Here is a 22,679-nt window from a genome sequence, read left to right on the forward strand (position 1 = left end):
GCTCGCGCCTACTCGACGCCGCTGTGCAGGGTGAACGCCATCGGCAGCCGGCGTGCGTCCCGGACCTCGAAGGCCTTGGTCACGTGACGTCGAGCTAAGTCGATCAGACCGGAGTTGAGCCGCGTCAGGGCCGGGCCCAGCGGGTCTCTCTCCAGGATTTCGTTCAACCGCCGGACCGCGTCGCTTCGCCGTCCCAGGCAATCAAGCGCGATAGCCGCCAGGTAGGCCGCTTCCGCCTGTTCGTTCACTGATTGTGCGACCGCGGCCGGCATTTCGAGCGCGTCGAGCGCCGCTTCAAATCGCTCCAGGCGGATGAGGAGCCGCGCGTGGAGTCGACGATGCGTCGAGTCGGTTGGGTCCAAGTCTATCGCCTGCCTGAGAGCATCGTGCGCGCGCTCCGGATCGTCCGCTTCAGCCGTCTCAAGGGCGCTCCGAGCGGCCATGCTGGCGCGGAGCGCGACACGGCGCTTGCTGGCTGCGAACAAGCCTGGCGCCAAAGGCTCGGTCAGCCGGATGGGGCCGCCATCGAACGCCTCGGCCAGGTCAAAGCCGATATAGGGGCCATCACAGGTCGGCGCGTCGCCCTCACTGACCCACAATCGCCGGGACGCAGGTTCGGCTATCGCCGACATCACAGTCAGGGGACCAGCGATGGTCTGCCCCAAGGAGCGCACAGCCTCGCAGCATGGATCAAAGCGGTCGGCGAGTATGTCCGCCACCCGCGCCGGGGTCAGGTCGCCTTCTCCCGCAGCCGTCCGTGCACGGTGGCAACGGGCCAGAGAATTTCGCCCGGCCCCCTCGGCCAGCAGCAGATCGCGAGCCGCCGGATCGTCGGGCGCGACGTAGTGGTTGGCGCAAGCCAGCAGTCCGTCGCGCGGGGTTCTGGCGAAGACCTCTTGACTGTCGCATTCGAACACTCGGGCGCTATCGCGGTCGGCGACCGCGAAGGCGAAGGCGCCCCATCGCGCCTGGCCGGCGAGGATGGCTTCCGCCGTGGCTAGACTGTCCGCGCGCTTGAGCAGGGCATGTTCGAACGCGGTGAAGCCTGTTCCAGCCGGCTGAGCGAATCTTGAGAACAGCAGGTGCCCGCCCACGGTGACGCCGGCCGCGTTCATGCCGAAGCTGGCCTTCAGCAAGCCGGCAGTCCCGACGCGAACGTGGGGCAACGCACCCGGCGTCCGCACGACGGCGACCGTCGGTACGAGATCCCACAGGCCGGCTCCGTCGTAGTCCTGGTTCTTTCCGTGAAGCAGCCGCCGGTCCTGCGTACGGTCCGGCGTGGCGATCAGCGCCGTGCATTCGCCCGGCGGACGGCTCAGACGCGAAGCGGCGTCCATGGCGGCCAGGATCTGCAGGATTTCCGATCGAAAGCTCGCCCGCAGCAGGACGTGAAACGGAACATCGGCGCCTTGCCCGATGCCGGCCAGTTCAGCCTTCAACCCGTCATCGAGGCCTAGCTCCAACTCCGCATAGAGCCCGTCGACCAATCGGGCAGCCAAGGCCGCGTCGGCCTGCGGCAGGTTCGAGAAGAGGTCATCAAACCCGCGCTCGCCGCCGAACACCGGCGCGCATCCAGCGGCGATCTCCGTTTTTAACAAGGCCCCTTGCTGAAGGCCGACCTCGAACGGTTCTCCTTCCAGTGCGAGGACGTTCAGTCGCCCCACCTTGGAGTGCGTGCCGGACCCGCTACGGCCGACAACTGTCAACGCGGCCTGCTCGATCATCTCGCCGCCTCGGCGGTGACCTGGCCGTGCTCGATGAGATCCGCTCCAGTGGCGAAGTCACCGACACACCATGGGGCCAGCAGATTGAAGAACCAATCAGGTGCGATGGCCTCCTCGGGGGTCAGCACACCCGAGCGCGGACGGGTTTCGCCGGCAAACAGATGAAGCGCGAGGCCAAGCGGAACGCCCGTGGTTCCGCCCATGCCTCCAGCGGGCAATCCCCGGAGCCAGGCCGCCGAGACGACAGGGCGGCCATCCTTGAGACCTTCCGCCCATCCGAAGAGGCCGGGCAGGTTCTTGAAGGGTTTGCGCTTTGCGGCGCCGCCCTTTGCGTCGGATCGCTCCAACTCCCGCGCGGCCTCCCGGATCGAGAACACCCCGGTGTCGACCAGCCCCTGCAGAAGCTTGAGCCCCCGGAAGGTCTTTTCATCCGAACAGGTCATGACGTTGACGCACGAGCGCAGGCCAACGACCGTCCGCGGCAGGGTCACGGCCTCCGGATGCCCGACCGTCCAGGCGGCGATCCGACCCAGCCCCGGAAAGGCGATTTCCCTCCGCTGGAGCGGCTTGACGAGTTTGGGCTCGCCATCCTTCTGGACGCGAATCTTCCCTGAGAGTTGTTGCATCCAGTGGATGGTTGCCGCCGACGGCTCGGTCCGTTGCGCCATCTTCGCGGTCTCTTCGCCGGAGAGGTCGTCGATGCACCAGCCGGTCAGGAGCTCGTGGGTGACATCCAGGGCGCTCGCGGCCTTCACGGCCAGCAGATTGGTGAGACCGGGGCTAGCGCCGATCCCCAACACAGCGGTGACGCCGCGTTCCCTGGCCCGGCCATCCAAGGCGAGCATGTCGAGCGTAGGTTCCCAGTCGTCGCAGATGTCGAGATAGTTCGCGCCGGCCTCTATGACGGCCTCGAGCACCGGGACGCCCAGTTCGAAGAACGGGCCCGAAGCGTTTATCACCACGTCCACGCTCGCGAGGACGGCGGCCAACCCGTCGCGATCACGCAAATCGACCGGGACGGCCCGCGCGTTTCGGGATTGCGCCGCGACGACCTCAGCCCCCGCAAGATTTCGGTCGGCGACGACGATCTCGCCAACGAAGGGCAACTCCGCGGCGGTTCTAACGGAGATCTGGCCCATCTCGCCCGCCCCACCCAACACCACAATTCGCATCGCCAACTCCTCGGACAGCGCGGGCAACCTGCCGGGCCGCGCCGAGGCGTGCAAGAGAATTCGATAACAGTTGTTATTTTTCACAGGAAAGCTTGGTCGTTGAGCGACGCGCGCTTAGAGATCAACACGACGGATCTTCAGGAGCAGATTCTTCCGTGGCCAAGCCCGCCGAAAAACAGGTCGCTAGACGAAACGACGTGGTCCAAGCCGCCCTGCGTGTGATCGCCCGCAACGGTCTCGAGAACGCATCCTTTCGCGCCATCGCGGCGGAGCTGGGTTGCACGGTGGGAGTGCTGACCCACTATTTCCCGAGCCGGGAAGCGCTGATGCACTTGGTTCTCGAAACCGTCAGCGACAGCATCAGCCAGACCTTCGAGGCCCACTCCAGGGTCCGCACGATCCGTGAGTTCGAAGCTCTTATCGCGGAGTTGCTTCCCCTCGACGTCCAGAGCCGCACGCTATGGAGGATTTGGCTGTCGTTCGCCGTTGCGGCCAACGGCGTCCCGGCGTTGGTACAGAACCATTCGGAGCGGTACGCGCAGATGATCGCCGATATCGCCAAGTTGCTTGGCGCTTTGCGGGACGACGGGCTCCTAGCTCCTGACCTGGACGTCGAGAACGAGGCCGAGGTCCTTGTGTGCCTGATGGACGGCGTTGGCGTGCATGGGGCCCTAATGCCCGCCCGCATGACCGCTACCCGCCAACGCTCGATCCTGAAGGGGTACATCGACGGACTTTCGGCGCGGCGATGAGGTCCGTCGAGGCAAGCGGCCGCAATTTGCTGTCCCTACGCTTGCCAGATTAAATCATTCGCTTTAGATAAAGCGAATGATTTAGCCGGCTGTCCGGCAGCACCGGGCAGGGAGTACGCATGCTGAGCACAGCGTTGGCCTTGGCGGCGTCGTTGATCGCTGCAGGGCCCTCAGGACCTTCGCTCCCGACCGGGCGCTGGATCACAACGGACCGGAGCGCCGTCCTACAGTTCAGCAATTGCGCGGGCCGCTCCTGCGCAACATTGGTGTGGGCGCGCGAAGGCTTGGCCGGGCGTGACGAGCGGAACGACGACAGGCGACTTCGTCAGCGCCCCCTGTGCAACCTTCCCATCATCGGCGCCCTGTCGTCGGACGGCGGCGGCAAATGGGCTGGCGGATGGCTGTATGACCCGGAGTCGGGCGTGACGTTTGGGCTTCGTTTGATCGAGGAAAGGACTGCTCTGAAGCTGTTCCTCACGGACGAGCGGGGGCGCGTAGTCGCAACGGAAACGCTGCGTCCTGCCCCCAAGCACGAGGCTTGTGCGGGCGTCAGGTGAGATCGGCTCCGTCACTAGCTCGAGGGCGTTGGGCAGCGGCTGACCGGCTCGCTTCTTTCAAGGGAACCCGTCTATGACTCGCCTTCTTCGCTGCATCGGCCTGTTGCTTTCACCCTTCCTCGCCGTTGGGGCAGCGGTAGCCCAAGCGCCTCAACCGAAGGACCTCACCGCCACGCGACCGACGGTCGTCTTCCAGTCCGGGCTTGGCGACGGCGGCGCCGTCTGGAAGAAGGCCGAGCGCGCCTTGCAAAGCCGGTATCCGGTCTTCAGCTACGATCGGCCCGGCTATGCGGGAGTCCCTCAGGCGGAAGGTGGGCGCGACCCATGCTCGATCGCGCGGGAACTCCACGAACTGCTTGCGGCGCGCGGCCTCAAACCACCGTATCTCCTGGTGGGCCATTCCTTGGGTGGCCTGTACCAGTACGTGTATGCGCGCCTCTATCCGGGTGAGGTCGCCGGGCTGGTGCTCGTCGATCCGACCCACCCGCAACACTGGGCTACGATGCAGCGGGAGGCCCCGGACACGGCGCTTTTGATCAAGTCGATCGGCTGGTCGATGGGCGCCGCCGGCAAGCGGGAATTTGCTGATCAGGCGATCTGCACCGATGCCTTGGACACTCGACCTTTGGCGTTGCCGGCCCGCATCCTGGTGAGGACGCGCCCCCAGCCCATGGAGACCCCGCGTTTTCGAGACATGGAAAAGAGACTGCAGCGGGACTGGCTGCGTCTCACGGGCGTTGAAGCCAATTTGCCGGTCAAGGATGCCGGTCACTACATCCAGAAGGATCGTCCTGAGGCCGTCGCCGCCGCGGTTGATGCCGTTGCCGCACAAGCCGCTGGACCGTAGCCGCGTTGGCTAGCGCTCGGTCGTGGGCGCTGCTCGCCGCCGAGCCAGACATGGAGCGCTGTCATGGCCGTAGGCAGACCGACTACGGGTGAAGTTCGTCTGGTCCGATCGTACTCGCCGATTGCGAGGGTCGCCTTTGGGGCCTTGGGCATCGCCATCGTCGTCGTCGTCCTGAAGGAGCTCTGGCCGGCCCTGCGGCCGATCGGGTGGCAATCGCTTGTTGTCGTGCCCATCGTGGTAGGCGGCGTGGCGATTGGAAGTCTCCTACTCGTCACGGCGGCTCTTGGAGAACACACCACGTGGGTCGTGAAGGACGCCTCCGTCGAGATATCCCGGCGCTCGGCATGGGAGAAGCGACGGGACGTCGTCCCGATCAGTGCAATTGCGGGTGTCGATCTAAACGAGCGCGATTGGGAAACGCTGACCCCGACCTTCGGCATCACCATTAGGCTTGCCAACGGCAAGCGGCTGATCTCGCCCGACTGCGCGAGCAAGGAAGAGGCTGAACGGCTCCGCGACAGGTTGCTCGCACGCCGCGGTAGCGCGCATCGACGCCCCGGAGATTGACCTCGGAACTGGACTACCCATGCGTCTTGGGTCGCCACTATCGTCGACGCGCCGAGCCTCGACGGTAGGAGGGGAAGGCCTTCCCCTGCGGCCGAGCCTGGAGTCTCGTCCGACCCCTTCGAGCGGGGGAGCCCCGCAACGCCCCTGAAGACGGAGAGCAGCCGGCGGGCGTGCTCGGTCCCGCCGCGTGCCGCGGCTCCTACGGGTCCGCCCCTTCGGGCGCCTGCGGCGCCGCCGGCCGCTCGACGGCGCTTCCCGCCATGCAGCGCCTTCGGCGCGCAGGCTCCTTGCAGCCTTCTCTTTCGCGCCGCGCTAGGCGCGGCCGTGGCTTGGGGCTCCGCCCCCGGCGCACTTCGGATCGGCTCCCGCCCAGCTTCGGGCTGGGCAAGGATCGCAAGGATGCAGGGCCTCAAGCCCTGCAGCCGGTTCCCCGCGAAGCCGCCCCTCCGTTTGCACCCCCGGTCTCGCCGACGGGCAAGCCTGCAGGCGCGCCTTGCGCCTGCAAGCCATGCCCCAAGGAGCAGGACCATGACCGAACAGACCCGTGTGACCCATGAGAGCTTCGACATCGTCGATGTGCCGCTCAACAAGTTGAAGAAGTCGCCGCGCAATGCGCGGCGTACGCCCCATGCCGAAGCCGACATCGAGGCCCTGGCCGCGAGCATCGCGGTCAAGGGCGTCCTGCAGGCGCCGGTGGTGGAACCGGAGGTGGATAAGGCTGGCGCGCCGACCGGCTTCTATCTGACCACCATCGGAGAAGGCCGCCGCTTGGCCTTGCTGCTGCTCGCCAAGCGGAAGGTGGTCAAGAAGGCCGAGCCGGTGCGCTGCGTGGTGGACCTGACCAACGATCCCCACGAGATCAGCCTGGACGAGAACGTCACCCGCTTCCGCATGCACCCCGCCGACGAGTTCGAGGCGTTTCGCGAGCAGGCTGAGCGGCGGGGTCTCGGCGCCGAGGAGATCGGCGCCCGGTTCGGCGTTTCGGCCCAGGTGGTGAAGCAGCGGCTTCGGCTTGGCGCGGTCAGCGGGAAGCTGATGGAGTGCTACCGCGCGGGCGACCTGACCCTCGACCAGATGATGGCCTATGCGGTCAGCGAAGATCACGACCGCCAGGAGCAGGTGCTTGAGCAGTTGGGGACGGAGCGTCCGCCCTACCTGATCCGCCGCGCCATGACCGAGTCCAAGGTCACGGCCACGGATCGGCGGGCGGTCTTCATCGGCGTGGAGGCCTATGGCGAAGCGGGCGGGACCATCCTGCGCGACCTCTTCACCGAGGACGGCGGCGGCTGGTTCGAGGACCCGGCCCTGCTGGACCGACTGGCCGCCGAGAAGCTGGCCGGGATCGCCCAGGACGTGCGGGAAAAGGAGGGGTGGAAGTGGGCCGAGGCCCATATCGACTACCCGCGCGCGCTCGGCCTCGCCCGTGTCTACCCACATCCGGTGGAGCGCTCGGAAGACGAGGCGGCCCGCATGTCGGCGCTCGGCGAGGAGTACGACGCCCTGGTCAGCGAGTGGGACGCGGTCGAGGAACTCCCGCCCGAGATCGAGGCGCGGTTCGCCGAGATCGATGCGACGCTTGAGGCCTTCGGCGACGGAACGGCCTTCGACCCGGATGAGATCGCGCGTGGCGGCGTGTTCGTCATCCTCGGCCAGGACGGTATCGCCCGCATCGAGCGAGGTCTGATCAGGCCCGAGGACATCCCGACGCCCGAGCCCGAGGTGGAGCCGGGGAGTGAAAACGCGGGCGATGCGGCGGGCGGCGAGGACGACGCTTCGGCCGATCGTGAGGAAGCCGAGGAGGATGCGGGCGCCCCGTTGTCGGAGCGTCTGGTGCTGGACCTCACAGCCCATCGGACCCTGGCCCTGCGCGACGCCTTGGGCGTCAACCCCACGGTCGCCCTGTCGGCGGTGGTCCACAGTCTGGCGCTGTTCGCCTTCTATCCGCCCTACGACCGCGCCTCCTGCCTGGAGATCAAGGGCGTCTCGGCCTACCTCGACGGCCACGCGCCGGGCATCGACGACACCCGCGCCGGGCGCAGCATCGCCGAACGGCATGAGCGCTGGGCGGTGCGCCTGCCCAAGGAGGCGGCGGACCTCTGGCCGTTCGTCGAAGGGCTGGCGGCGACGGACCTCCTGGACCTTCTGGCCCATTGCGCGAGCCTGACGGTCAATGCGGTGCGCGCGCCGTTCGACCGCAAGCCGGGGGCGTGGGCGCATGCCGACCGACTGGTTCAGGCCGTGAACCTCGACATGACCGGCTATTGGGCGCCCACCGTGGCGAGCTACCTGGGTCGCGTCACCAAGGCCAGGATCGGCGAGGCCGTGCGGGAAGCAGTGTCGGACGACGCGGCCGAGCGGATCGGCAGCCTGAAGAAGCCCGACATGGCATCGGAGGCGGAGGCGTTGCTGGCCGGAAAAGGCTGGTTGCCGAGCCTGCTTCGGGCGCCGCCCCCGGCGGAGTCTGAGGGTCAATCCGAGGCGCCGCGCCTGGACGAAGAAGCCGCCTAGAGGCGAGGCCACCAATTGCGGCCTCCATCTCTCTGACTTGGGGCCGTGCGCCGATGAGGCGTGCGGCCTTTCCTTCCGTGCGGAGTGTGAGGCGACGCCACATGGGTGCGGTCCCGGTCACCTGGCCGATCTCCTCAACCTTCGCAACCGGCCCATGCCGCCTCTCTGGCCTGATAGGGCCGAGGGGTACGAGCCGTTCCGGCTCCGCTGATCGCCGCAACGCCGGCTCCTCGACTTCTTTCCCCTTCGGCTGCGCCGAATTCCTCGCGGGCCAAACAAGTCGTCGCCGGCGTCCTCCGCTGCGCTGCGGGCCTGCGGCTGCGGCGCTCAGCGCCCCTCGTCCTGGAAATCGCCATCGAGGCCGCGATGGGCGCGGTCCGAGGAACCAGGAGACTTCACCATGGCGACCATCGGCACCTTCACCAAGGACGACGCCGGCAACTACAACGGCGCGATCAAGACCCTCACGCTCAACGTCAAGTCCGCCGTCCTGCGCAAGGTCGAGAAGGACAACGACAAGGCCCCCGACTTCCGCATCTTCTCCGGCCAAACCGAATTCGGCGCTGCCTGGAAGAAGACCTCCCGCGAGGACCGGGCCTACCTCTCGGTCAAGTTGGACGACCCGAGCTTCCCGGCTCCGATCTACGCCAGCCTGGTCGACGCCGACGAGGGCTACAGCCTGATCTGGTCGCGCAGCACCAGCTCGAACTGACCCATCGCAGAGCGCCTCGCCGAACTGGCGGGGCGCCGCTTCCCCCAGAACCGAAACCACAGGAGGCCGCCATGGCGCGCCCTCACGAGACCTCACGCCCCGATCTCTACAGCCGGGTCACCAACGCCATCATCGCCGAACTGGAAAACGGCGTCCGCCCCTGGACCAAGCCCTGGTCCGCAGAACATCTGGCAGGCCGGATTACCCGGCCGCTGCGCTCCACCGGAGAGCCCTACAGTGGGATCAACGTCGTCCTGCTCTGGGCCGAGGCGATCGCCCGCGGCTACACGGCGCCGATCTGGATCACCTTCCGTCAGGCGCTGGCGCTCGGTGGCCATGTGCGCAAGGGCGAGCACGGTTCGGCGGTGGTCTACGCCAACCGGATCACCAGTACCGAGTCTGGCGACGACGGCCAGGACGTCGAGCGCCAGATTCCGTTCCTGAAGGCCTACACCGTCTTCAACGTCGATCAGGTCGAGGGCCTACCCGACCACTTCTACGCGGTGGCCGAGCCCAGACTCGACGCCGCCCAACGGATTGATCACGCCGACGCCTTCTTCGCGGCACCCGGCGCCGACATCCGCCACGGCGGCAACCAAGCCTACTATGCCCAGCAGCCCGACTACGTGCAGATGCCGCCCTTCGAGTGCTTTGGGGATCCGGAGGCCTACTACGCGACCCTGGCCCACGAATGCATCCATTGGACCCGGCACTCGACCCGGCTCGACCGGGACTTCGGCGGTAAGCGCAGGGGCGACGATGGCTATGCTCGCGAAGAGCTGGTCGCCGAACTGGGCGCGGCGTTCCTCTGCGCCGACCTTGGGCTCGAGCTTGAGCCCAGGCCCGATCATGCCAGCTACATCGAGAGCTGGCTGAAGGTGTTGAAGGACGACCGGCGGTTCGTCTTCACCGCTGCGGCCCACGCCCAGCGGGCCTGCGATTTCCTGCGAGGGTTTCAACCCGACTCCTCATAGGAGGCGGTCCCGTCGCGGTGTAGCCTGAGCCATGATTGACGAGATTGCTCGCGAAATGGCCATCAGGCGGCACGGATTGGCCGAATGTCTGCACGTGCCGATCGCTGCCGTCGATGAAGAGGCCATCACAACCTATGTCGGCGACGTTCAGCGGGTCCTGGGCCGGGGATCGGCGCGCCGGGCGCTGCTGGTGCAAGTCCGGCCGCCACCGCCGCGCGACCCCCGCTTTCCGATCTGGGACGTCGAGGGCTGTCACATCCTGCATCAGTCGCTTCAGGTCTGGGTGGACGTGACCTACAGCCGGTATCGCCCGGCCTACCGCGTAGCCTTTCCCGACGAAGATCTCGGCGACCGTATTCTCAGCCACACGATGAACCGGCGGGTAGCTGCGCTGAAGGGTTTCCGGTTCGTCCGGCTGACGCCCACTTCCCGCGCCGCCAATTCCAGCAGCGCCTTCTCGGAGGGCTGGGGTGTAGCGCTGCACAGCGACCCCGCGCAGATGGTGGCCAACCGGCGGCGCGGCGCCTTCATCCAGTTCGCCGACCTCACCGAGCTGATGCTGATGCTCGACATGCGGTTGGGTGGCGGAGTGATGGAGGCGGTCAACGCAGGCCAGAGCCTGATCCGACCGAGAACACTATAAACGCGACGCATCGCGTCACCGTCTCGACAGGCCCGGCTGGGGCGCGCCGCAGGTGCGGCGGGTGGCGGGCGCGATGCGTAGACTTACGCGTCGCGCCCGCCGAGGGGAGGAGCCAGTCTGTCCTCGTCGCGGTCTATGGCAGGATAGCCTTGGCGGCGGCGGGTCTTTACGCAGACGGCGGCCGATGGCGAACTTCAACGTGCGCGTTCCCGACGACCTGGCGACCAGCTTCGACGGCTGGGCGGCCGAGCGCGGCGGTCGCTCGGCGGCGCTGCGTCATCTGATCGAACAGGCCTGCGCATCCCCCGCGCCATCGTGCGCCACGCCCGGCCGGTTGGCCGCCCGGCCCGTGAAACTGACCGTGCGCCTGGCGGCGGCCGACGGCCGAGGTCTGGACGCCGCCGCGGCCGAAATGGGCCTGACCCGCAACGGCTGGGCCGCAGCGCTCGTCCGTCGCCGGCTTCATGCACGACCGACATTCCGCCGCCCGGACGAGCTGTCGCTGCTGGCCATGCAGACCGAGTTGCGGCGCATCGGCGTCAACGTGAACCAGATCGCGCGCGCCCTGAACACGGCCGTCATGGAGGGCAAGGTGCTCGACCTGGAGCTGGCCTATCTCGACGATCTGCGGGCCGAGATCCGCGCCCACATGCTGGCGCTGCACGAAGCCTTCGCAGGCAATCTCGCATATTGGCAGGTCGAACCATGAGCGACTTCCGGACCGTTCGTGGGTTCGAGGACGCCTGGCGTCCGCCAGTGCTGCCGCGCCGGACACCGCGCGCGATCCTGGCGCCACGCGGATCGGGAACCGGAGACGCCGCCCGCGCGCGGCTGGCCCGCGTCGCTGGCCGAGCGCCGGAGGTGATGGTCAAGGTCACAGGTCGCACCCACGACCCTGGCCACCTCCGTGCCCATCTCGACTACATCTCGCGCAACGGCGAGCTGGAGGTGGAGGACCGCGACGGCGCCGTGATCACCGGTCGGTCCGCCGTCAGGGAAGTGGCCGACGACTGGAGCGCCATCGCCCTGGCCGACAGCCGGCGCCGCGTCACCACGCCGTTCAGCGTGTCGGTCGTGCTTTCCATGCCGGCCAATACAGACCCGGGGACTGTTTGCGACGCCGCCCGCGCCTTCGCTCGTGAGGTCTTTGCCGACCGGTTCGACTACGTCTTCGCCCTGCATACCGACGCCGAGCACCCGCACGTTCATCTCGCCGTCCGCGCGCTCGGCGACCAGGGCGAACGCCTCAATCCAAAGAAGGCCGATCTGGAGACCTGGCGCCAGGTCTTCGCCCAGGCGCTGCGGGATCGCGGCGTGGAAGCCGAGGCAACGCCGCGACGAGCGCGGGGGATCACCCGAAAGCCCGAACGCACGTCATTGCGCAAAATCCGCGAACGGCACGAAGCCGGCCAGGGTGAGCCGGCGAAGGTCCGGCGCGCCGCTTATAATGACGCCGCCAAGGCGGCGTTCAAAGGCGAGACGGCGCCCACGCCCTGGGAGGCCCAGATGCTGGAGCGCCAAGCAAAGGTGCGGGGTCTCTACCTGGCGCAGGCGAAGCTGCTCGGCCGCTCGGTTGACCCCACCGACCAGGCGCTCGGCGCCAAGGTCGAGGCGTTCGTTCGATCCATGCCTCGGCCGGATAGCCAGCGGTTGGCGCTGGCGCGCGAGTTGCGCGCCGCCAATCACGCCCTGATCCGCCAGTCGCCTGACGACGGAAAGGAGCGCGGCCGATGATCCCGACCGCTCAGGGGCCGGCAATCGCTTCACCATTGCTGGGCATACAAAATCTTGTATAGAAGGGATCAGTGATGACTGAGACTCCGAAGCCGGTGGCGTTTCGGGGAAGCGCGCTTGAGGACCTTCGGCGTTTCCCGGACGCGGCACGGCGGCAGGCGGGTTTTCAGCTCGATCTGGTGCAGAACGGCCGCGATCCCGACGGCTGGAAACCGATGACGACCATCGGCCAAGGGGTCCGGGAGATACGGGTCCGCGACAAGGCCGGCGCGTTCCGCGTCATCTACGTCGCCAAGTTCGCCGAGGCGGTTTTCGTCCTGCACTGCTTCGAGAAGACGTCGCAACGGACCAGCCGCCAGGACATCGAACTGGCGGCGCACCGTTACCGGGAGTTGGTCAAGGAGTTGAAGGCATGAGCGACAACCGTTTCGCCAGCGTCTGGGACGCCATCGAGAGCGACCCCGGCCAGGCCGAAAACATGAAGCTACGCTCCCGGCTGATGATAGCGCTCAGGGACCACATCGCCCAGGAGGCTCTGAGCCAGGCCGCTGCGGCGAAGCTGTTCGGCGTGACCCAGCCGCGTGTCTCCGACCTCGTGCGGGGCAAGATCGATCTGTTCAGCCTCGACACGCTGGTCAACATGCTGGCGGCGGCCGGCCTTCATGTCGAATTGCAGGTGGCCAGCGCGGCGTGATGCGTCCTGGCGTTCTCGTCTGGTCGAAGATGGTGATGTCCCGCTCGATGGGCACCACGGGAAGACGACCTCAACCTCGGTGAAAGCGTGACGGCCAAGCTGCATGACACGCCTGGAATCTCCGAGGGGTTGCATGTCGGAATATTCGACATTACATTGGTCGAATGTAGTCAACGGGCAGATCGACATGACATCGGACCTCGACGACAAACTGCACACCAAGGCCTTCCCGCTGGCGGCGGTTCAGTCCTGCCTGCTGGCTGAGCTGACCTTACTCGCCGAAGCGGAAGCCCAAGTCCGAGGGCTAGAGCCACCCAAGGAGCGCCCGGCGCTTCTCAAGATGGCGATCCCGCTCGACTCGCTTTCGGTCGTTGACGTCCTCTGCGCGGTTGAGCCTGTCATCGGCTTTGAGCTGAAGGACAGTCTGGTCCGCACCGGCGGCTATGGAACTATTGAGGCCGCGATGGACCACCTACTTCCGCGGCTCGAAGCAGTGTGGACGAAGAAGTACGGGGCAAAGTCGTGACCGCGCAGGACGATGACGACGTTGCACGGCGACGCCTTGGCGAGCGGCTGCGCGATGCACGGAAGTACCTGGGCCTGAAGCAGGAAGAAGTCGCCACTTACCTGAAGCTCCCCCGGACGGCGCTGACTGATATTGAAAACGGTCAGCGCCGCGTCGAGGCCATCGAGCTTACGCGGCTGGCGAGGCTCTACCGTCAGTCCGTAGCCTATCTCACGGGTGAAGATGAGGTCTCGTCGGCCTTGCCCGCCGATGTGGCACACCTCGCCCGGCAGGCCGCCACCCTATCGGAAGAGGATCGCCTGGAGCTTGGCCGGTTCGCAGAATACCTGCGGGCGCGATCGAAGCCCGGAAAGGCCTGACCCGATGGCGCGTGATTATGCGGGTGCCGTGAGAGCAGGAGCGATGGCTGCCAGCCGGCTGCACCGTGACCTGGGCCTTCGCGAGTCCGACGATGGCACCGGGGCGGCAATCGACGTTTTCGGCGCGATCAACACGCTTGAACTGCCCCTGATGCTGCGACCGCTCAAAGGGCTGATGGGCGCTTTTTTGAACGAACCTTGTCCGGGGATCCTGATCGGCACGGGGTGGCGCATGAACATCCAGCGCTTCACTGCTGCCCACGAACTTGGCCACTGCATCCTCAAGCACCAGCCCAGCTTGGACGATGAAGATCAGATCCTTAGGCGTGTCCCGTTGGATGCCGACGCCCGCAATGGCTACCAAGAGACCGAGGCCGACGCCTTCGCGGTCGGCTTCATGATGCCGAAGTGGCTGATCGTCGGACACTGCGCGCGTCAGGGGTGGAGAACCACGGATCTCCTCCGGCCGGACGTGGTCTACCAATTGTCCCTGCGACTTGGCGCCAGCTATGAGGCCACCTGCCGGACGCTGGAGCGGTACAGGCTCGTGGCTCTAGATGATCGCGACGCGCTCCTGAAGGTGAAGCCGCGACCCTTGAAGGTCGATCTGCTGCGCGATTATCGACCCGCCGACTACAAGGGCGACGTCTGGCTACTGACCGATCGCGATCAAGGCGCCCGCATCGACGGAAGCCGCGACGATCTATTCGTGGTCCGGCTCGAGGAACGCAGCTCTGCCGGCTATGTCTGGAATTTCGAACAGCTGGAGGCCAGCGGGTTTGCCGTTCTCCGTGACGTGCGGGAATCCAGTGACGCCGAAGGCATTGGGAGCCCAGTGATCCGGCGGGTTACTGCGGCGCCGCAGGATGGGCCAAGAGGACGGCTTGAGCTGAAGGAGAGCCGGCCCTGGCAGGCAACGGACCCGATTGCCGGCTTCGCGGTCGACTTCGACCTCTCGGGTCCCGAACAGCTCGGCTATTCCAGAGCTGAACGTCGCCATATGTTGGAGGCGGCGTGACACACGAGATCAAGGTTACCGATGATCTGCGGTCGCTGTTTGGTCCGGTCCGCGATCAAGGGTCCCGTCCAACCTGTTTGGCCTTCGCCGCGAGCGACGTCCATGCCGGCGCGCGCGCGGACTGGGCGCCATTGTCATGCGAATTCGTCTTCTATCGCGCGCAGCAGCGAGCCATGCGGCCGCCGTCTGCAGGCGCGACCCTCCCGCATATGCTCGACGCGCTTCGCTACGATGGGCAGCCCGAGGAGGCTGGGTGGCCCTATCTTTCCACGACCCCGACCGATGCGGCGGCCTGGCGCCCGCCCGCTTCGCCGGGGCCGCTGTTCGGACGCGACGGCCAGCAGAGCCCGGCCTCCTTCGCTGCCGCGTGCGGTCATCTGGTGGCTGGCCGTCCGGTCATGTTGTTAATGGCGCTCTCTGCCAGCTTCTTTTCTCCGGCGGCAACAGGCGTAGTCGTGCCCGGCCCCGGCGAGGTCCCTCAGCCATCACTCCGGCACGCAGTGATCGGCGTCGCGCGGGGCCTGGTTGACGGCGAGGAGGCTATTCTCGTGCGCAATAGTTGGGGCTCAGGTTGGGGGCTCAATGGCCACGCTTGGGTGACGGAGGCGTTTGTCTCGCCGCGGCTGTTCGCGCTCGCCATACTTGGAGGGGACGTCGATGTACCACCCTATTCCGTCGCAGCCTGACTGCGTCTCGGCTTGGCGTGAGGCAGTGCGTCTGGCCGACAGCCAGCCGCATCATGAAGCGCATAATGTGGTGATCGACGTGCTCGATCCCGTCGGTCGTAGCACGATGGAGGACCCGGTCGTGCGCGAGGTTGACGCATTCCTGCTGGCGAAGGGGACGAAGGCGGTTGAAACCGTCGCCAACACAATTTTCCCCGCCGCTCTCTATCGCCGATACGGCGCGCCAGCGTTCTTCAACCGGTTCACCGACAACGTGTTGCCGAAAGTGCGGCGCAGCGGCGACCGTTGGTCAGGCTATTACTTCGAGCGGATGATCGCCCTGCCGCGAGAGGGCGGCGGCGAGCCGATCAACCAACTCACCGATATCATCGCCAGACTGCGCGATCCTGCGGTTCTAGCGCGCAACAAATTTGAACTCAGCGTGTTCGATCCCACCCGCGACGTCGACAAGTCCCCCTACGGTGGGCAATGCCTCAGCTTCGGCAGCTTCAAACTGCGCACGGAGGCGGGTCAGGATCGGCTGGATCTGACGGTTCTGTACCGCAATCACTTCTATATCGAGAAGCTGCTCGGCAACCTGATCGGACTCGGGCGGTTGATGCAGTTCGTCGCGACAGAGGCCGGGTTGGCCACCGGCGCGCTTACGGTGGTGTCCACCCATGCGCAGGTTGATCTGCCGGGTAAGGCGCCGACGAGCTCAACCCGCAAAGACATCACTGGTCTGCTGGCGCGGTGCGACCTGCTTGGTTGATCGCCATCCGGCGTCGTGGTCCGCAAACGGCAATTGCTGTTCGACTGACTCCTCCGGTGCGACGCCGTATAGCTCGTACATGCTGGCGATGAATTCGGTTTGACCACCATAGCTCGGGTGACGCACCGCGCTCGTCTCAAGACCAAGTTCAGAGAGCGCAAGGCTCGCATCTCGTCCGATCGCGATGATACGGCTGGGCTGGACCATTTCCACGAGAGCTTCCAGCAGGGGCCAGGTGTCGTCTCGCTCGCCCCGTGTGTGACAGCGGTTAGACATAGGGTCGCCGTCGGCGTGAGGATGGAAGGGGAAGACGTTCCAGAGGATAACAGGGGTGCCGATCCGAGCCAGGACGCGCCAGATGACCGCGGCGGTGCGTTCGGCGACCGGCGGTCCCCCGGTCGCGCGGCTCAAGGCAATACCGCCCAGGAGCGCCGCTGCCGAATCGAGGTGGACCTCGTCGGTTAAGGGGAGGCCCGTCCGCCGGCCCCCGCGATAACCCAGGTCGCGCGCGATCCACATGGTCCGTACATCAGCGCTGACCGCGGCCTCAAGGTACTCCTGCAGATTCTTCCGTCTCCGCTCAGGTGCGTTCTCAACATCATGGATCGGGCAATGATCTCGCCATGGATTGAAAACGGACGGGAGACTGGCGGCTTCCAGCGCCGAGACGAATTGGCTCGGGTTCATGGCTGAAGCTCCTCAATATGCAGTCGCCGGTTGGCGAAATCGATCGTGATGCGAGCGCGGCGGTGCGCTTGCAGAAAGCGAAAAGCTTCGTAGCCTTGGAGGATCGCCTCCTCCCAAAGCCAGAGGGGACAGGCCTCGGCCTCGTAGCCGGTGACGAACTCGCGCACATGCTTCAGCATGTCCAGCGGAAGGTCGCCGGCCTTTAGGTCCTTGAAGAACTCCAGCTGCTGGGCCTGTCCGAAAATCCAAGTGGTCACACCCTCTTCGATCAGGTTGGCCCGCGCGCCATCCTGAGCTTCATCGACCGCCGGCTCGCTCTTTCGCTTCAGTTTCAGGAGGGCGCGGATCACAGGGGACCAGCCGAGGACGGCGACATGCGCGAAGTGGAAGACATCGTGGAAGCGGTAGTCATCCGGTTCGACGGCGTTGTCCGTCAGCCGATCGCCAATGAAAATCCCGCTACAGCGTTGGAAGACGAAAGCCTGGCCCCGCACTTCTTTTTCGAAGATGTCGATAGTGAGGTTTCGCGGCAACTGTTCATCGACGTCAGACTGATCGTCAAAAGGAACGGGGTAGACTCGCTCCTTCGGCCAGCGGTCGAAGATCTTGTTGAGGTTCTTGATCGCTGCGGCTTCAAGCGTCACACCGGCCTCGTTGGCCGCCTGGATCAAACGACGCAATACCGTGACGAGGTGACCGGCGAGCGCGGCTTGGTTGTTTTCGAGCTTGCCGGCATGCTGGTCGTTGAGCAGGGCGCCTACCTCGCCCGCGAGCTGGAGCAGGGTGGCCTCAAATGCGGGTGTCGGCGTGCCGTCTCGCGAGATAAGGTCGGGCTGCAGCGCCTCGAAGGTCAGCGTGGCGTCGTCGTGCGCCCAGTCGGCGTAGCCCCGGTTCACATTCGCCGCGATGGCGCTGAGGCGGATGCCCCCTCGGCGGGCCACGGCTGAGAGGTACCAAAGGACATCGCCGAATTCCTCCACGACTGCCATGGCGTAGCCGAGGTAGGAGGCGCGATCGCGTTGCTTCTTCTTGACGACGCTGAGGAGGCTACCGGTTTCGCCAAACAGACCAAGGAGCGGAAAGCTCAGGGAGCTGGCGTCGGAGCCTTGATCCGTGGTGGCGGCTTCCTGCGCGTATAGCGCGACGGTGAGCGGTTCAAAGTCCTCTTCCGTCATGCGCGGTTCCTGCGGCGATCTTGAATCGCTCCCGACGGGACCTCGACGCCGTAGGCGTCGAGGGCTCGCAGAACGACCATCCGAATGGGCTCACGCGCCTTGGCGGCTTTTACTGCCAGGTCCAGCTTCGTCGCGGACGGCACCTGAACCTGCAGGTGTTCGTCATCGCCCTCGGCACGGTCAGAAGTCGCTTTCATATTTTCATGAAATCATGCTTTCATGAAAATAACAATGACCATGCCCGCTCGGGGCTCAGCGTCACTTGCCAGTCCGTCGCCGGTAGACTGCGGCCACCAGAGGAGGGCATGGCTTGACGGCCGACGAGATGTCATCTGGATGACTTGGTCGGAAGCGGGCGTGGCCAGATGCGGATAGACATTCCAGCCGATCTCACCGTGCTGCAGGCGTATCTGCCGCGCTTCCTCGCGTTGGTGGGCGAAGACGCCTGGTTCAAGCGCGCCGATCATCTGGAGCGGGAGGCGCAGGCATCTCCCTTCCGCTGGAAGATCGTAGCCGACTATCATTGGCTTGAGATGGCGATCAGCCATCAGAGCGACGTGCTCGCCAAACGCGGCAGCCTTGATCCACAGCTAATGGATGGCCGCGCACGGGCAGCGTTGCTGTTCGCGGCGGGGGTCGTGGAGTGCCACGACTATCTCTCGCCCCAAGGGCGGCGAACTTTGCTCGGTCGCCTGCGAGATGGTCTGAACGCTGAAACGGGCTATGCGGCGCTTTATCTAGAAATCGACTTGGCGCTGCGCCTGATGGCCGACGGGCTCGATGTAGCCTTCCCAGACATGGAGGGCGCCGGCCAGTTCGATCTCGCTTTCTCGCGGGGAGGCTTCACCGGGGAAGTGGAGTGCAAGAGCGTCTCGGAGGACGCAGGCCGGCAAATCCATCGCAAGGACTTCTACAGGCTGATGGAGCTGCTGCGACCGGCCCTCGACGCACAGGCCGAAAAGGCCGCCGCCGAGGTCTTAGTGGTAACGCTGCCCGGACGGCTTTCTCCAAATACGCTCAGCCAGCGAGATCTCGCCCGGGCGCTATCCGGCATGCTGCGAGAGGGAGGGCCGTCCCGCCTAGTGCATGCCGGCGCCGAACTCGTGCGCCAGCCCTATTCCGAGTGTCTGGGCGACGTCTCGATGGACGATAGCGTGGCCTACTACGCCGCCTGCACCGAGGTCTTTGGCGCGAACTGCCATGTTGCGGGTCAGCTTGGCGAGGGTCGCGGGTGTCTCGTGGTGTTGCGTAGCCAACGCGTCGATGATCCGTCGAAACCTGTTCTTGAGGCGCTACGCAAAGCGGCGACACAATTCAGTCGGCAACGGCCTGGGTTCATTGCGGTTCAATTTCACGGCATTGAGCCCGCCGACCTGATGCTTCCGAACTTGCGGTGGCGCATGGGCGTGCTGAGCTATGCGCTCTACGGGCACTATGGGGCCGCTCACGTCGCGGCGACCTATTTCACAGGCTTTGGCGCGGTCGTAGCGCGGGATGGCGATATCGGGACCCCAGCATTCTCCATCCCCAATCCACGCCCCACCTTTCCGGTCAGCGCCTCGGATGCTGGGCCGTTCCTGAGCCACATTCCAGACGGGGACTATGCGGCCGCTATTGGAGCCCCACTTCCTGCCGAGAATATTTCGCACCTCCCCTTGTAGCGGCATGCAGAGAGGGAGTGCGACGGCAGCCTACACAGCCACTGCACAGTGAGTTTTAGCTTGAATTTATCTAGCGAAAACAGTTAGATAATTAAGCCTGATCTCCCGCAAGGGGAGAAGGGTGACTCACGAGCATTCGCCGCCCTCCATCCCCGGCCTCAAAACCTGCCGTACTCTCTCTCCACCTCGTCGCGAGGAAAGGGCGCATGGCCAGCGACCGATTGCGGCGGCGGGGGGTGATCGAGCGGGGCTGGGTCCGAGGGGGATACTCGGACGGTCCGGGGATGGGCTTGCTGGGCTCACCCGCCCGCCGTCGGCGTGGTGGGAGGCAAAGGGGCGTGTCAGGCTGTAAGCCCGTCCTCTTCTACCGCTGGGGTCTTCCGGAAACGGAAGAGTCCGGGTCCCGGTAAGGCCTGAACAGGGCCACCCGACGGGACGCTGGCGGATAACGGTCGCGCGGAGCGTTGGGCTTCGTCGAAACGGTATTTCTATTTCCAAACTCCGGACGCTGTCCGGCGCTCCGCCTCCCTTTCCACACCTTCAGCGAGCGATCGCGTGAAGCGGCGGACGCGCATCCCCCATCCCAAGGAAGAGGCTGGCGCTCGGCGAACAATGCTCGCACACTCATTCAAACGGCCGTTCATCGGCCTTCCAGTGTCCGAGCGCGACCAACAGCGCGGGGAGGAGTACAGAAATGTCCGAGCGCCCATCAACTCAACGACGATCTTCGTGGGCCCTGGCGGCCTTCGCCTCGCCCAATATTCCGATCGCGGCGCTCGGCCTGCCGCTCGTTGTCTACCTGCCCGAATTCTACGTCAGCACGATCGGGCTCTCGCTGGCGGCGGTCGGCGCGGCCTTCCTGTTCGTGCGGCTGATCGACATCTCGCTGGACCCGTTCCTGGGCGGGATCATGGACCGCACCCGCACCAAGCTCGGACGCTTCAGGCCCTGGCTGCTGGGCGGCATGCCGATGGTGGGAATCGGGGCGCTGGCCCTGTTCATGGGCCAGCCTGGCGCGAGCGCCTTCTATCTCTGGGCCTGGCTGCTGGTCACCTATGCCGGCTATTCGATGGTCGTCCTGTCGCACACCGCCTGGGGCGGGGTGCTCTCCAGCGACTATCAGCAGCGCTCGCGGATCTATGGCTGGTGGCAGGCTGGCAACATGGTCGGCATGATCCTGGTGCTGTGCCTGCCGCCGCTGCTGGTGGGCGTCTTCAAAACGGGTCACGCCGAGGGCGTGCGCGCCATGGGCTGGTTCATCGTCGCCCTGCTGCCGATCACCATCCTGATGGCCGTCCGCGTCGTGGGCGAGCCGGCCGCGCCGGTCGCGCGGCATGCGGCCGGCATCAAGCAGTACCTGGCCTTGCTGGGCCGTCCGTCGGTGCGCATGCTGCTGTTCGCCGACCTTTTGATGGGTCTGGCGCCAGGCATCGCCGGGGCGCTGTTCCTGTTCTTCTTCGAGCGGGTGAAGCACTTCGACAAGACGCAGTCGGGCGTGCTGCTGCTGATCTATTTCCTGGCCGGCCTGCTCAGCGCGCCGCTGTGGCCCCTGCTGGCCAAGCGAATCGGCAAGCACCGGGCCCTGTCCGTCGCGGCCGTGATCTACGCCATCGTCCAGGTCGCCACCGTGTTCACGCCGGTCGGCAATTCCGGCATCGGCACGCTCGTCCTGATCTTGGCGGGGATCCCCTACACCGCCGCGCCGGTGCTGGTGCGCTCCATGATGGCCGACATCGGCGACGAGGAGCGGCTCACCAGCGGCGTCGACCGCACCGGCCTGCTCTACGCCATCCTGACCGGCACGGTGAAGCTGGGCTACGCCCTGGCGATCGGGGCCTTCCCTGTCCTGCAATGGATGGGTTTCGACCCCAAGGTTCCGACCGTCTCCGGCGACAACGCGCTGATCGCCATGTACGCCGTCGTCCCGGCGACGATGGGACTGGTGGTCGCCGCCGTCATGTTGCGCTATCCGCTGGATGCGACCCGGGTCGCCGAGATTCAGCGCCAGCTCGGGGCGCGGGACGCGGCCGAGGGGGACGCCCCCACAGCGGAGCCGCCACCGAATGTCCTCCCCCAGCAAATCCCCGCCCCTGGCCCCGCCGAATGAAGGCTCTCAAGGCGAGGATGGCCACCCCATCTTCCGCCTGGTGGAGATCATGGCCAAGCTGCGCGATCCGGACGGCGGCTGCCCCTGGGACCTGGAGCAGACCTTCGCGACGATCGCGCCCTACACGGTCGAGGAAGCCTACGAGGTCGCCGACGCCATCGAGCGCAACGACCTGCCGGAGCTGCGCGACGAGTTGGGCGACCTGCTGCTGCAGGTGGTGTTCCATTCGCGGATGGCCGAGGAACAGGGCGCGTTCGACCTGAAGGACGTGGCGGCCGCCATCTCCGACAAGATGATCCGCCGGCATCCACATGTGTTCGGCGATCACGCCTATGAAGACCTCTCGGCCCAGGTCGCTGGCTGGGAAGAGCTGAAGGCCCAGGAGCGCAAGGCCAAGGCCAAGACCGGCGTGCTGGACGACGTGCCAGCGGGGCTCCCCGCCCTCACCCGCGCCGTCAAGCTGACCAAGCGCGCCGCCCGCGTCGGCTTCGACTGGCCCTCGGCCCGCGAGGTGCTGGACAAGCTGCGCGAGGAGACCGCCGAGATCGAGGTCGAGATCGAGGCCGGCGACATGGCCAAGGCCCGCGAGGAACTGGGCGACATCCTGTTCGTCTGCGCCAACCTGGCCCGCAAGCTGGACGTCGACCCCGAGGACGCCCTGCGCGCCACCAACGCCAAGTTCGCCCGCCGCTTCGCCTTCGTCGAGGCGGGCCTGGCCGAGCGCGGCAGGACGCCCGACCAGTCCGATCTGGCGGAAATGGACGCCCTGTGGAACGACGCCAAGGCGGCGGAAAAGAAGGGCTAGCCGCCCCCTCTCGTCGCGCT

At 66.1% G+C, this 22,679-nt stretch carries 24 protein-coding genes; 20 read left to right on the forward strand and 4 right to left on the reverse strand.

Annotated features, from left to right (window positions below; genetic code table 11):
• Positions 1-8: 8 nt before the first annotated feature.
• Both AC07R7_RS15240 and AC07R7_RS15245 read right to left on the reverse strand, forming a co-directional pair.
• A complete protein-coding gene (locus tag AC07R7_RS15240; RefSeq protein WP_494635750.1) occupies positions 9-1,724 on the reverse strand; it encodes a C45 family autoproteolytic acyltransferase/hydrolase in 1,716 nt (571 codons plus the stop codon).
• Positions 1,721-2,896 (reverse strand): saccharopine dehydrogenase family protein, encoded by a 1,176-nt coding sequence (locus tag AC07R7_RS15245; protein ID WP_494635751.1) that lies wholly within the window; start codon positions 2,894-2,896, stop codon positions 1,721-1,723. The genes AC07R7_RS15240 and AC07R7_RS15245 overlap by 4 nt, the downstream gene beginning before the upstream one ends.
• Before the next feature lie 155 nt (positions 2,897-3,051).
• On the opposite strand from AC07R7_RS15245, the gene AC07R7_RS15250 reads away from it, so the two are divergent.
• From AC07R7_RS15250 to AC07R7_RS15330, 17 genes are all read left to right on the forward strand, one after another.
• Positions 3,052-3,648 (forward strand): TetR/AcrR family transcriptional regulator, encoded by a 597-nt coding sequence (locus AC07R7_RS15250; protein WP_494635752.1) that lies wholly within the window; start codon positions 3,052-3,054, stop codon positions 3,646-3,648.
• Between the two features lie 119 nt (positions 3,649-3,767).
• A complete protein-coding gene (locus AC07R7_RS15255) occupies positions 3,768-4,205 on the forward strand; it encodes a DUF2147 domain-containing protein (RefSeq protein ID WP_494635753.1) in 438 nt (145 codons plus the stop codon).
• Between the two features lie 73 nt (positions 4,206-4,278).
• Entirely contained in the window at positions 4,279-5,052 is a 774-nt protein-coding gene (locus tag AC07R7_RS15260) for an alpha/beta fold hydrolase (protein WP_494635754.1), read from the forward strand.
• 63 nt (positions 5,053-5,115) lie between these two features.
• A complete protein-coding gene (locus tag AC07R7_RS15265; protein WP_494635755.1) occupies positions 5,116-5,619 on the forward strand; it encodes a PH domain-containing protein in 504 nt (167 codons plus the stop codon).
• A gap of 528 nt (positions 5,620-6,147) precedes the next feature.
• Entirely contained in the window at positions 6,148-8,127 is a 1,980-nt protein-coding gene (locus AC07R7_RS15270; RefSeq protein ID WP_494635756.1) for a ParB/RepB/Spo0J family partition protein, read from the forward strand.
• A gap of 400 nt (positions 8,128-8,527) precedes the next feature.
• A complete protein-coding gene (locus tag AC07R7_RS15275; RefSeq protein ID WP_494635757.1) occupies positions 8,528-8,839 on the forward strand; it encodes a DUF736 domain-containing protein in 312 nt (103 codons plus the stop codon).
• 71 nt (positions 8,840-8,910) lie between these two features.
• Positions 8,911-9,813, forward strand: a complete 903-nt coding sequence (locus tag AC07R7_RS15280) for an ArdC family protein (protein ID WP_494635758.1) — start codon at positions 8,911-8,913, stop codon at positions 9,811-9,813.
• Positions 9,814-9,844: 31 nt separating this feature from the next.
• Positions 9,845-10,456, forward strand: coding sequence for a hypothetical protein (locus AC07R7_RS15285; protein WP_494635759.1), 612 nt, complete (start codon positions 9,845-9,847; stop codon positions 10,454-10,456).
• Between the two features lie 184 nt (positions 10,457-10,640).
• Complete coding sequence (gene mobC, locus AC07R7_RS15290) at positions 10,641-11,165, forward strand: plasmid mobilization relaxosome protein MobC (protein ID WP_494635760.1); 525 nt, start codon at positions 10,641-10,643, stop codon at positions 11,163-11,165.
• Between the two features lie 155 nt (positions 11,166-11,320).
• Positions 11,321-12,190 (forward strand): relaxase/mobilization nuclease domain-containing protein, encoded by an 870-nt coding sequence (locus AC07R7_RS15295; RefSeq protein ID WP_494635761.1) that lies wholly within the window; start codon positions 11,321-11,323, stop codon positions 12,188-12,190.
• 74 nt (positions 12,191-12,264) lie between these two features.
• The gene (locus AC07R7_RS15300; protein WP_494635762.1) at positions 12,265-12,606 is read left to right on the forward strand and encodes a type II toxin-antitoxin system RelE/ParE family toxin; all 342 of its coding nucleotides are present in this window, start codon (positions 12,265-12,267) and stop codon (positions 12,604-12,606) included.
• Positions 12,603-12,884: a helix-turn-helix domain-containing protein gene (locus tag AC07R7_RS15305; RefSeq protein WP_494635763.1), complete on the forward strand. Its 282-nt coding sequence runs from the start codon at positions 12,603-12,605 to the stop codon at positions 12,882-12,884. The genes AC07R7_RS15300 and AC07R7_RS15305 overlap by 4 nt, the downstream gene beginning before the upstream one ends.
• Before the next feature lie 133 nt (positions 12,885-13,017).
• The gene (locus AC07R7_RS15310) at positions 13,018-13,410 is read left to right on the forward strand and encodes a hypothetical protein (protein ID WP_494635764.1); all 393 of its coding nucleotides are present in this window, start codon (positions 13,018-13,020) and stop codon (positions 13,408-13,410) included.
• Positions 13,407-13,769, forward strand: coding sequence for a helix-turn-helix domain-containing protein (locus AC07R7_RS15315; protein ID WP_494635765.1), 363 nt, complete (start codon positions 13,407-13,409; stop codon positions 13,767-13,769). The genes AC07R7_RS15310 and AC07R7_RS15315 overlap by 4 nt, the downstream gene beginning before the upstream one ends.
• A gap of 43 nt (positions 13,770-13,812) precedes the next feature.
• Complete coding sequence (locus AC07R7_RS15320) at positions 13,813-14,787, forward strand: ImmA/IrrE family metallo-endopeptidase (protein WP_494635766.1); 975 nt, start codon at positions 13,813-13,815, stop codon at positions 14,785-14,787.
• Positions 14,784-15,473: a C1 family peptidase gene (locus AC07R7_RS15325; RefSeq protein WP_494635767.1), complete on the forward strand. Its 690-nt coding sequence runs from the start codon at positions 14,784-14,786 to the stop codon at positions 15,471-15,473. Before AC07R7_RS15320 ends, AC07R7_RS15325 begins: the two co-directional genes overlap by 4 nt.
• Positions 15,474-15,498: 25 nt before the next feature.
• The gene (locus tag AC07R7_RS15330) at positions 15,499-16,224 is read left to right on the forward strand and encodes a thymidylate synthase family protein (RefSeq protein ID WP_494635768.1); all 726 of its coding nucleotides are present in this window, start codon (positions 15,499-15,501) and stop codon (positions 16,222-16,224) included.
• Here the strand turns inward: AC07R7_RS15330 and AC07R7_RS15335 are convergent.
• Together AC07R7_RS15335 and AC07R7_RS15340 are read right to left on the reverse strand one after the other, a co-directional pair.
• Positions 16,171-16,911, reverse strand: a complete 741-nt coding sequence (locus AC07R7_RS15335; protein ID WP_494635769.1) for a uracil-DNA glycosylase — start codon at positions 16,909-16,911, stop codon at positions 16,171-16,173. The genes AC07R7_RS15330 and AC07R7_RS15335 overlap by 54 nt on opposite strands.
• Positions 16,908-18,086, reverse strand: a complete 1,179-nt coding sequence (locus AC07R7_RS15340; RefSeq protein WP_494635770.1) for a nucleoside triphosphate pyrophosphohydrolase family protein — start codon at positions 18,084-18,086, stop codon at positions 16,908-16,910. Before AC07R7_RS15340 ends, AC07R7_RS15335 begins: the two co-directional genes overlap by 4 nt.
• A gap of 365 nt (positions 18,087-18,451) precedes the next feature.
• Between AC07R7_RS15340 and AC07R7_RS15345 the strand changes: the two genes are divergently transcribed.
• The 3 genes from AC07R7_RS15345 (at position 18,452) to mazG (ending at position 22,659) form a co-directional block, all read left to right on the forward strand.
• Positions 18,452-19,747, forward strand: a complete 1,296-nt coding sequence (locus AC07R7_RS15345; protein WP_494635771.1) for a hypothetical protein — start codon at positions 18,452-18,454, stop codon at positions 19,745-19,747.
• Positions 19,748-20,441: 694 nt separating this feature from the next.
• Positions 20,442-21,854, forward strand: a complete 1,413-nt coding sequence (locus AC07R7_RS15350) for an MFS transporter (protein ID WP_492885205.1) — start codon at positions 20,442-20,444, stop codon at positions 21,852-21,854.
• Positions 21,811-22,659: a nucleoside triphosphate pyrophosphohydrolase gene (gene mazG / locus AC07R7_RS15355; RefSeq protein ID WP_494635772.1), complete on the forward strand. Its 849-nt coding sequence runs from the start codon at positions 21,811-21,813 to the stop codon at positions 22,657-22,659. The genes AC07R7_RS15350 and mazG overlap by 44 nt, the downstream gene beginning before the upstream one ends.
• The last annotated feature ends 20 nt before the right edge of the window (positions 22,660-22,679 follow it).

The organism is Caulobacter sp. GW821-FHT05F04 (assembly GCF_059419665.1).

Excerpts from the sequence above, each read along its gene's own strand:
- AC07R7_RS15240 (WP_494635750.1), bottom strand. The coding sequence starts at position 1,724 with ATGATCGAGCAGGCCGCGTTGACAGTTGTCGGCCGTAGCGGGTCCGGC.
- AC07R7_RS15245 (WP_494635751.1), bottom strand. The coding sequence starts at position 2,896 with ATGCGAATTGTGGTGTTGGGTGGGGCGGGCGAGATGGGCCAGATCTCC.
- AC07R7_RS15255 (WP_494635753.1), top strand. The coding sequence starts at position 3,768 with ATGCTGAGCACAGCGTTGGCCTTGGCGGCGTCGTTGATCGCTGCAGGG.
- AC07R7_RS15260 (WP_494635754.1), top strand. The coding sequence starts at position 4,279 with ATGACTCGCCTTCTTCGCTGCATCGGCCTGTTGCTTTCACCCTTCCTC.
- AC07R7_RS15265 (WP_494635755.1), top strand. The coding sequence starts at position 5,116 with ATGGCCGTAGGCAGACCGACTACGGGTGAAGTTCGTCTGGTCCGATCG.
- AC07R7_RS15270 (WP_494635756.1), top strand. The coding sequence starts at position 6,148 with ATGACCGAACAGACCCGTGTGACCCATGAGAGCTTCGACATCGTCGAT.
- AC07R7_RS15275 (WP_494635757.1), top strand. The coding sequence starts at position 8,528 with ATGGCGACCATCGGCACCTTCACCAAGGACGACGCCGGCAACTACAAC.
- AC07R7_RS15280 (WP_494635758.1), top strand. The coding sequence starts at position 8,911 with ATGGCGCGCCCTCACGAGACCTCACGCCCCGATCTCTACAGCCGGGTC.
- AC07R7_RS15285 (WP_494635759.1), top strand. The coding sequence starts at position 9,845 with ATGATTGACGAGATTGCTCGCGAAATGGCCATCAGGCGGCACGGATTG.
- mobC (WP_494635760.1), top strand. The coding sequence starts at position 10,641 with ATGGCGAACTTCAACGTGCGCGTTCCCGACGACCTGGCGACCAGCTTC.
- AC07R7_RS15295 (WP_494635761.1), top strand. The coding sequence starts at position 11,321 with ATGGTCAAGGTCACAGGTCGCACCCACGACCCTGGCCACCTCCGTGCC.
- AC07R7_RS15300 (WP_494635762.1), top strand. The coding sequence starts at position 12,265 with ATGACTGAGACTCCGAAGCCGGTGGCGTTTCGGGGAAGCGCGCTTGAG.
- AC07R7_RS15305 (WP_494635763.1), top strand. The coding sequence starts at position 12,603 with ATGAGCGACAACCGTTTCGCCAGCGTCTGGGACGCCATCGAGAGCGAC.
- AC07R7_RS15310 (WP_494635764.1), top strand. The coding sequence starts at position 13,018 with ATGTCGGAATATTCGACATTACATTGGTCGAATGTAGTCAACGGGCAG.
- AC07R7_RS15320 (WP_494635766.1), top strand. The coding sequence starts at position 13,813 with ATGGCTGCCAGCCGGCTGCACCGTGACCTGGGCCTTCGCGAGTCCGAC.
- AC07R7_RS15335 (WP_494635769.1), bottom strand. The coding sequence starts at position 16,911 with ATGAACCCGAGCCAATTCGTCTCGGCGCTGGAAGCCGCCAGTCTCCCG.
- AC07R7_RS15340 (WP_494635770.1), bottom strand. The coding sequence starts at position 18,086 with ATGACGGAAGAGGACTTTGAACCGCTCACCGTCGCGCTATACGCGCAG.
- AC07R7_RS15345 (WP_494635771.1), top strand. The coding sequence starts at position 18,452 with ATGCGGATAGACATTCCAGCCGATCTCACCGTGCTGCAGGCGTATCTG.
- AC07R7_RS15350 (WP_492885205.1), top strand. The coding sequence starts at position 20,442 with ATGTCCGAGCGCCCATCAACTCAACGACGATCTTCGTGGGCCCTGGCG.
- mazG (WP_494635772.1), top strand. The coding sequence starts at position 21,811 with ATGTCCTCCCCCAGCAAATCCCCGCCCCTGGCCCCGCCGAATGAAGGC.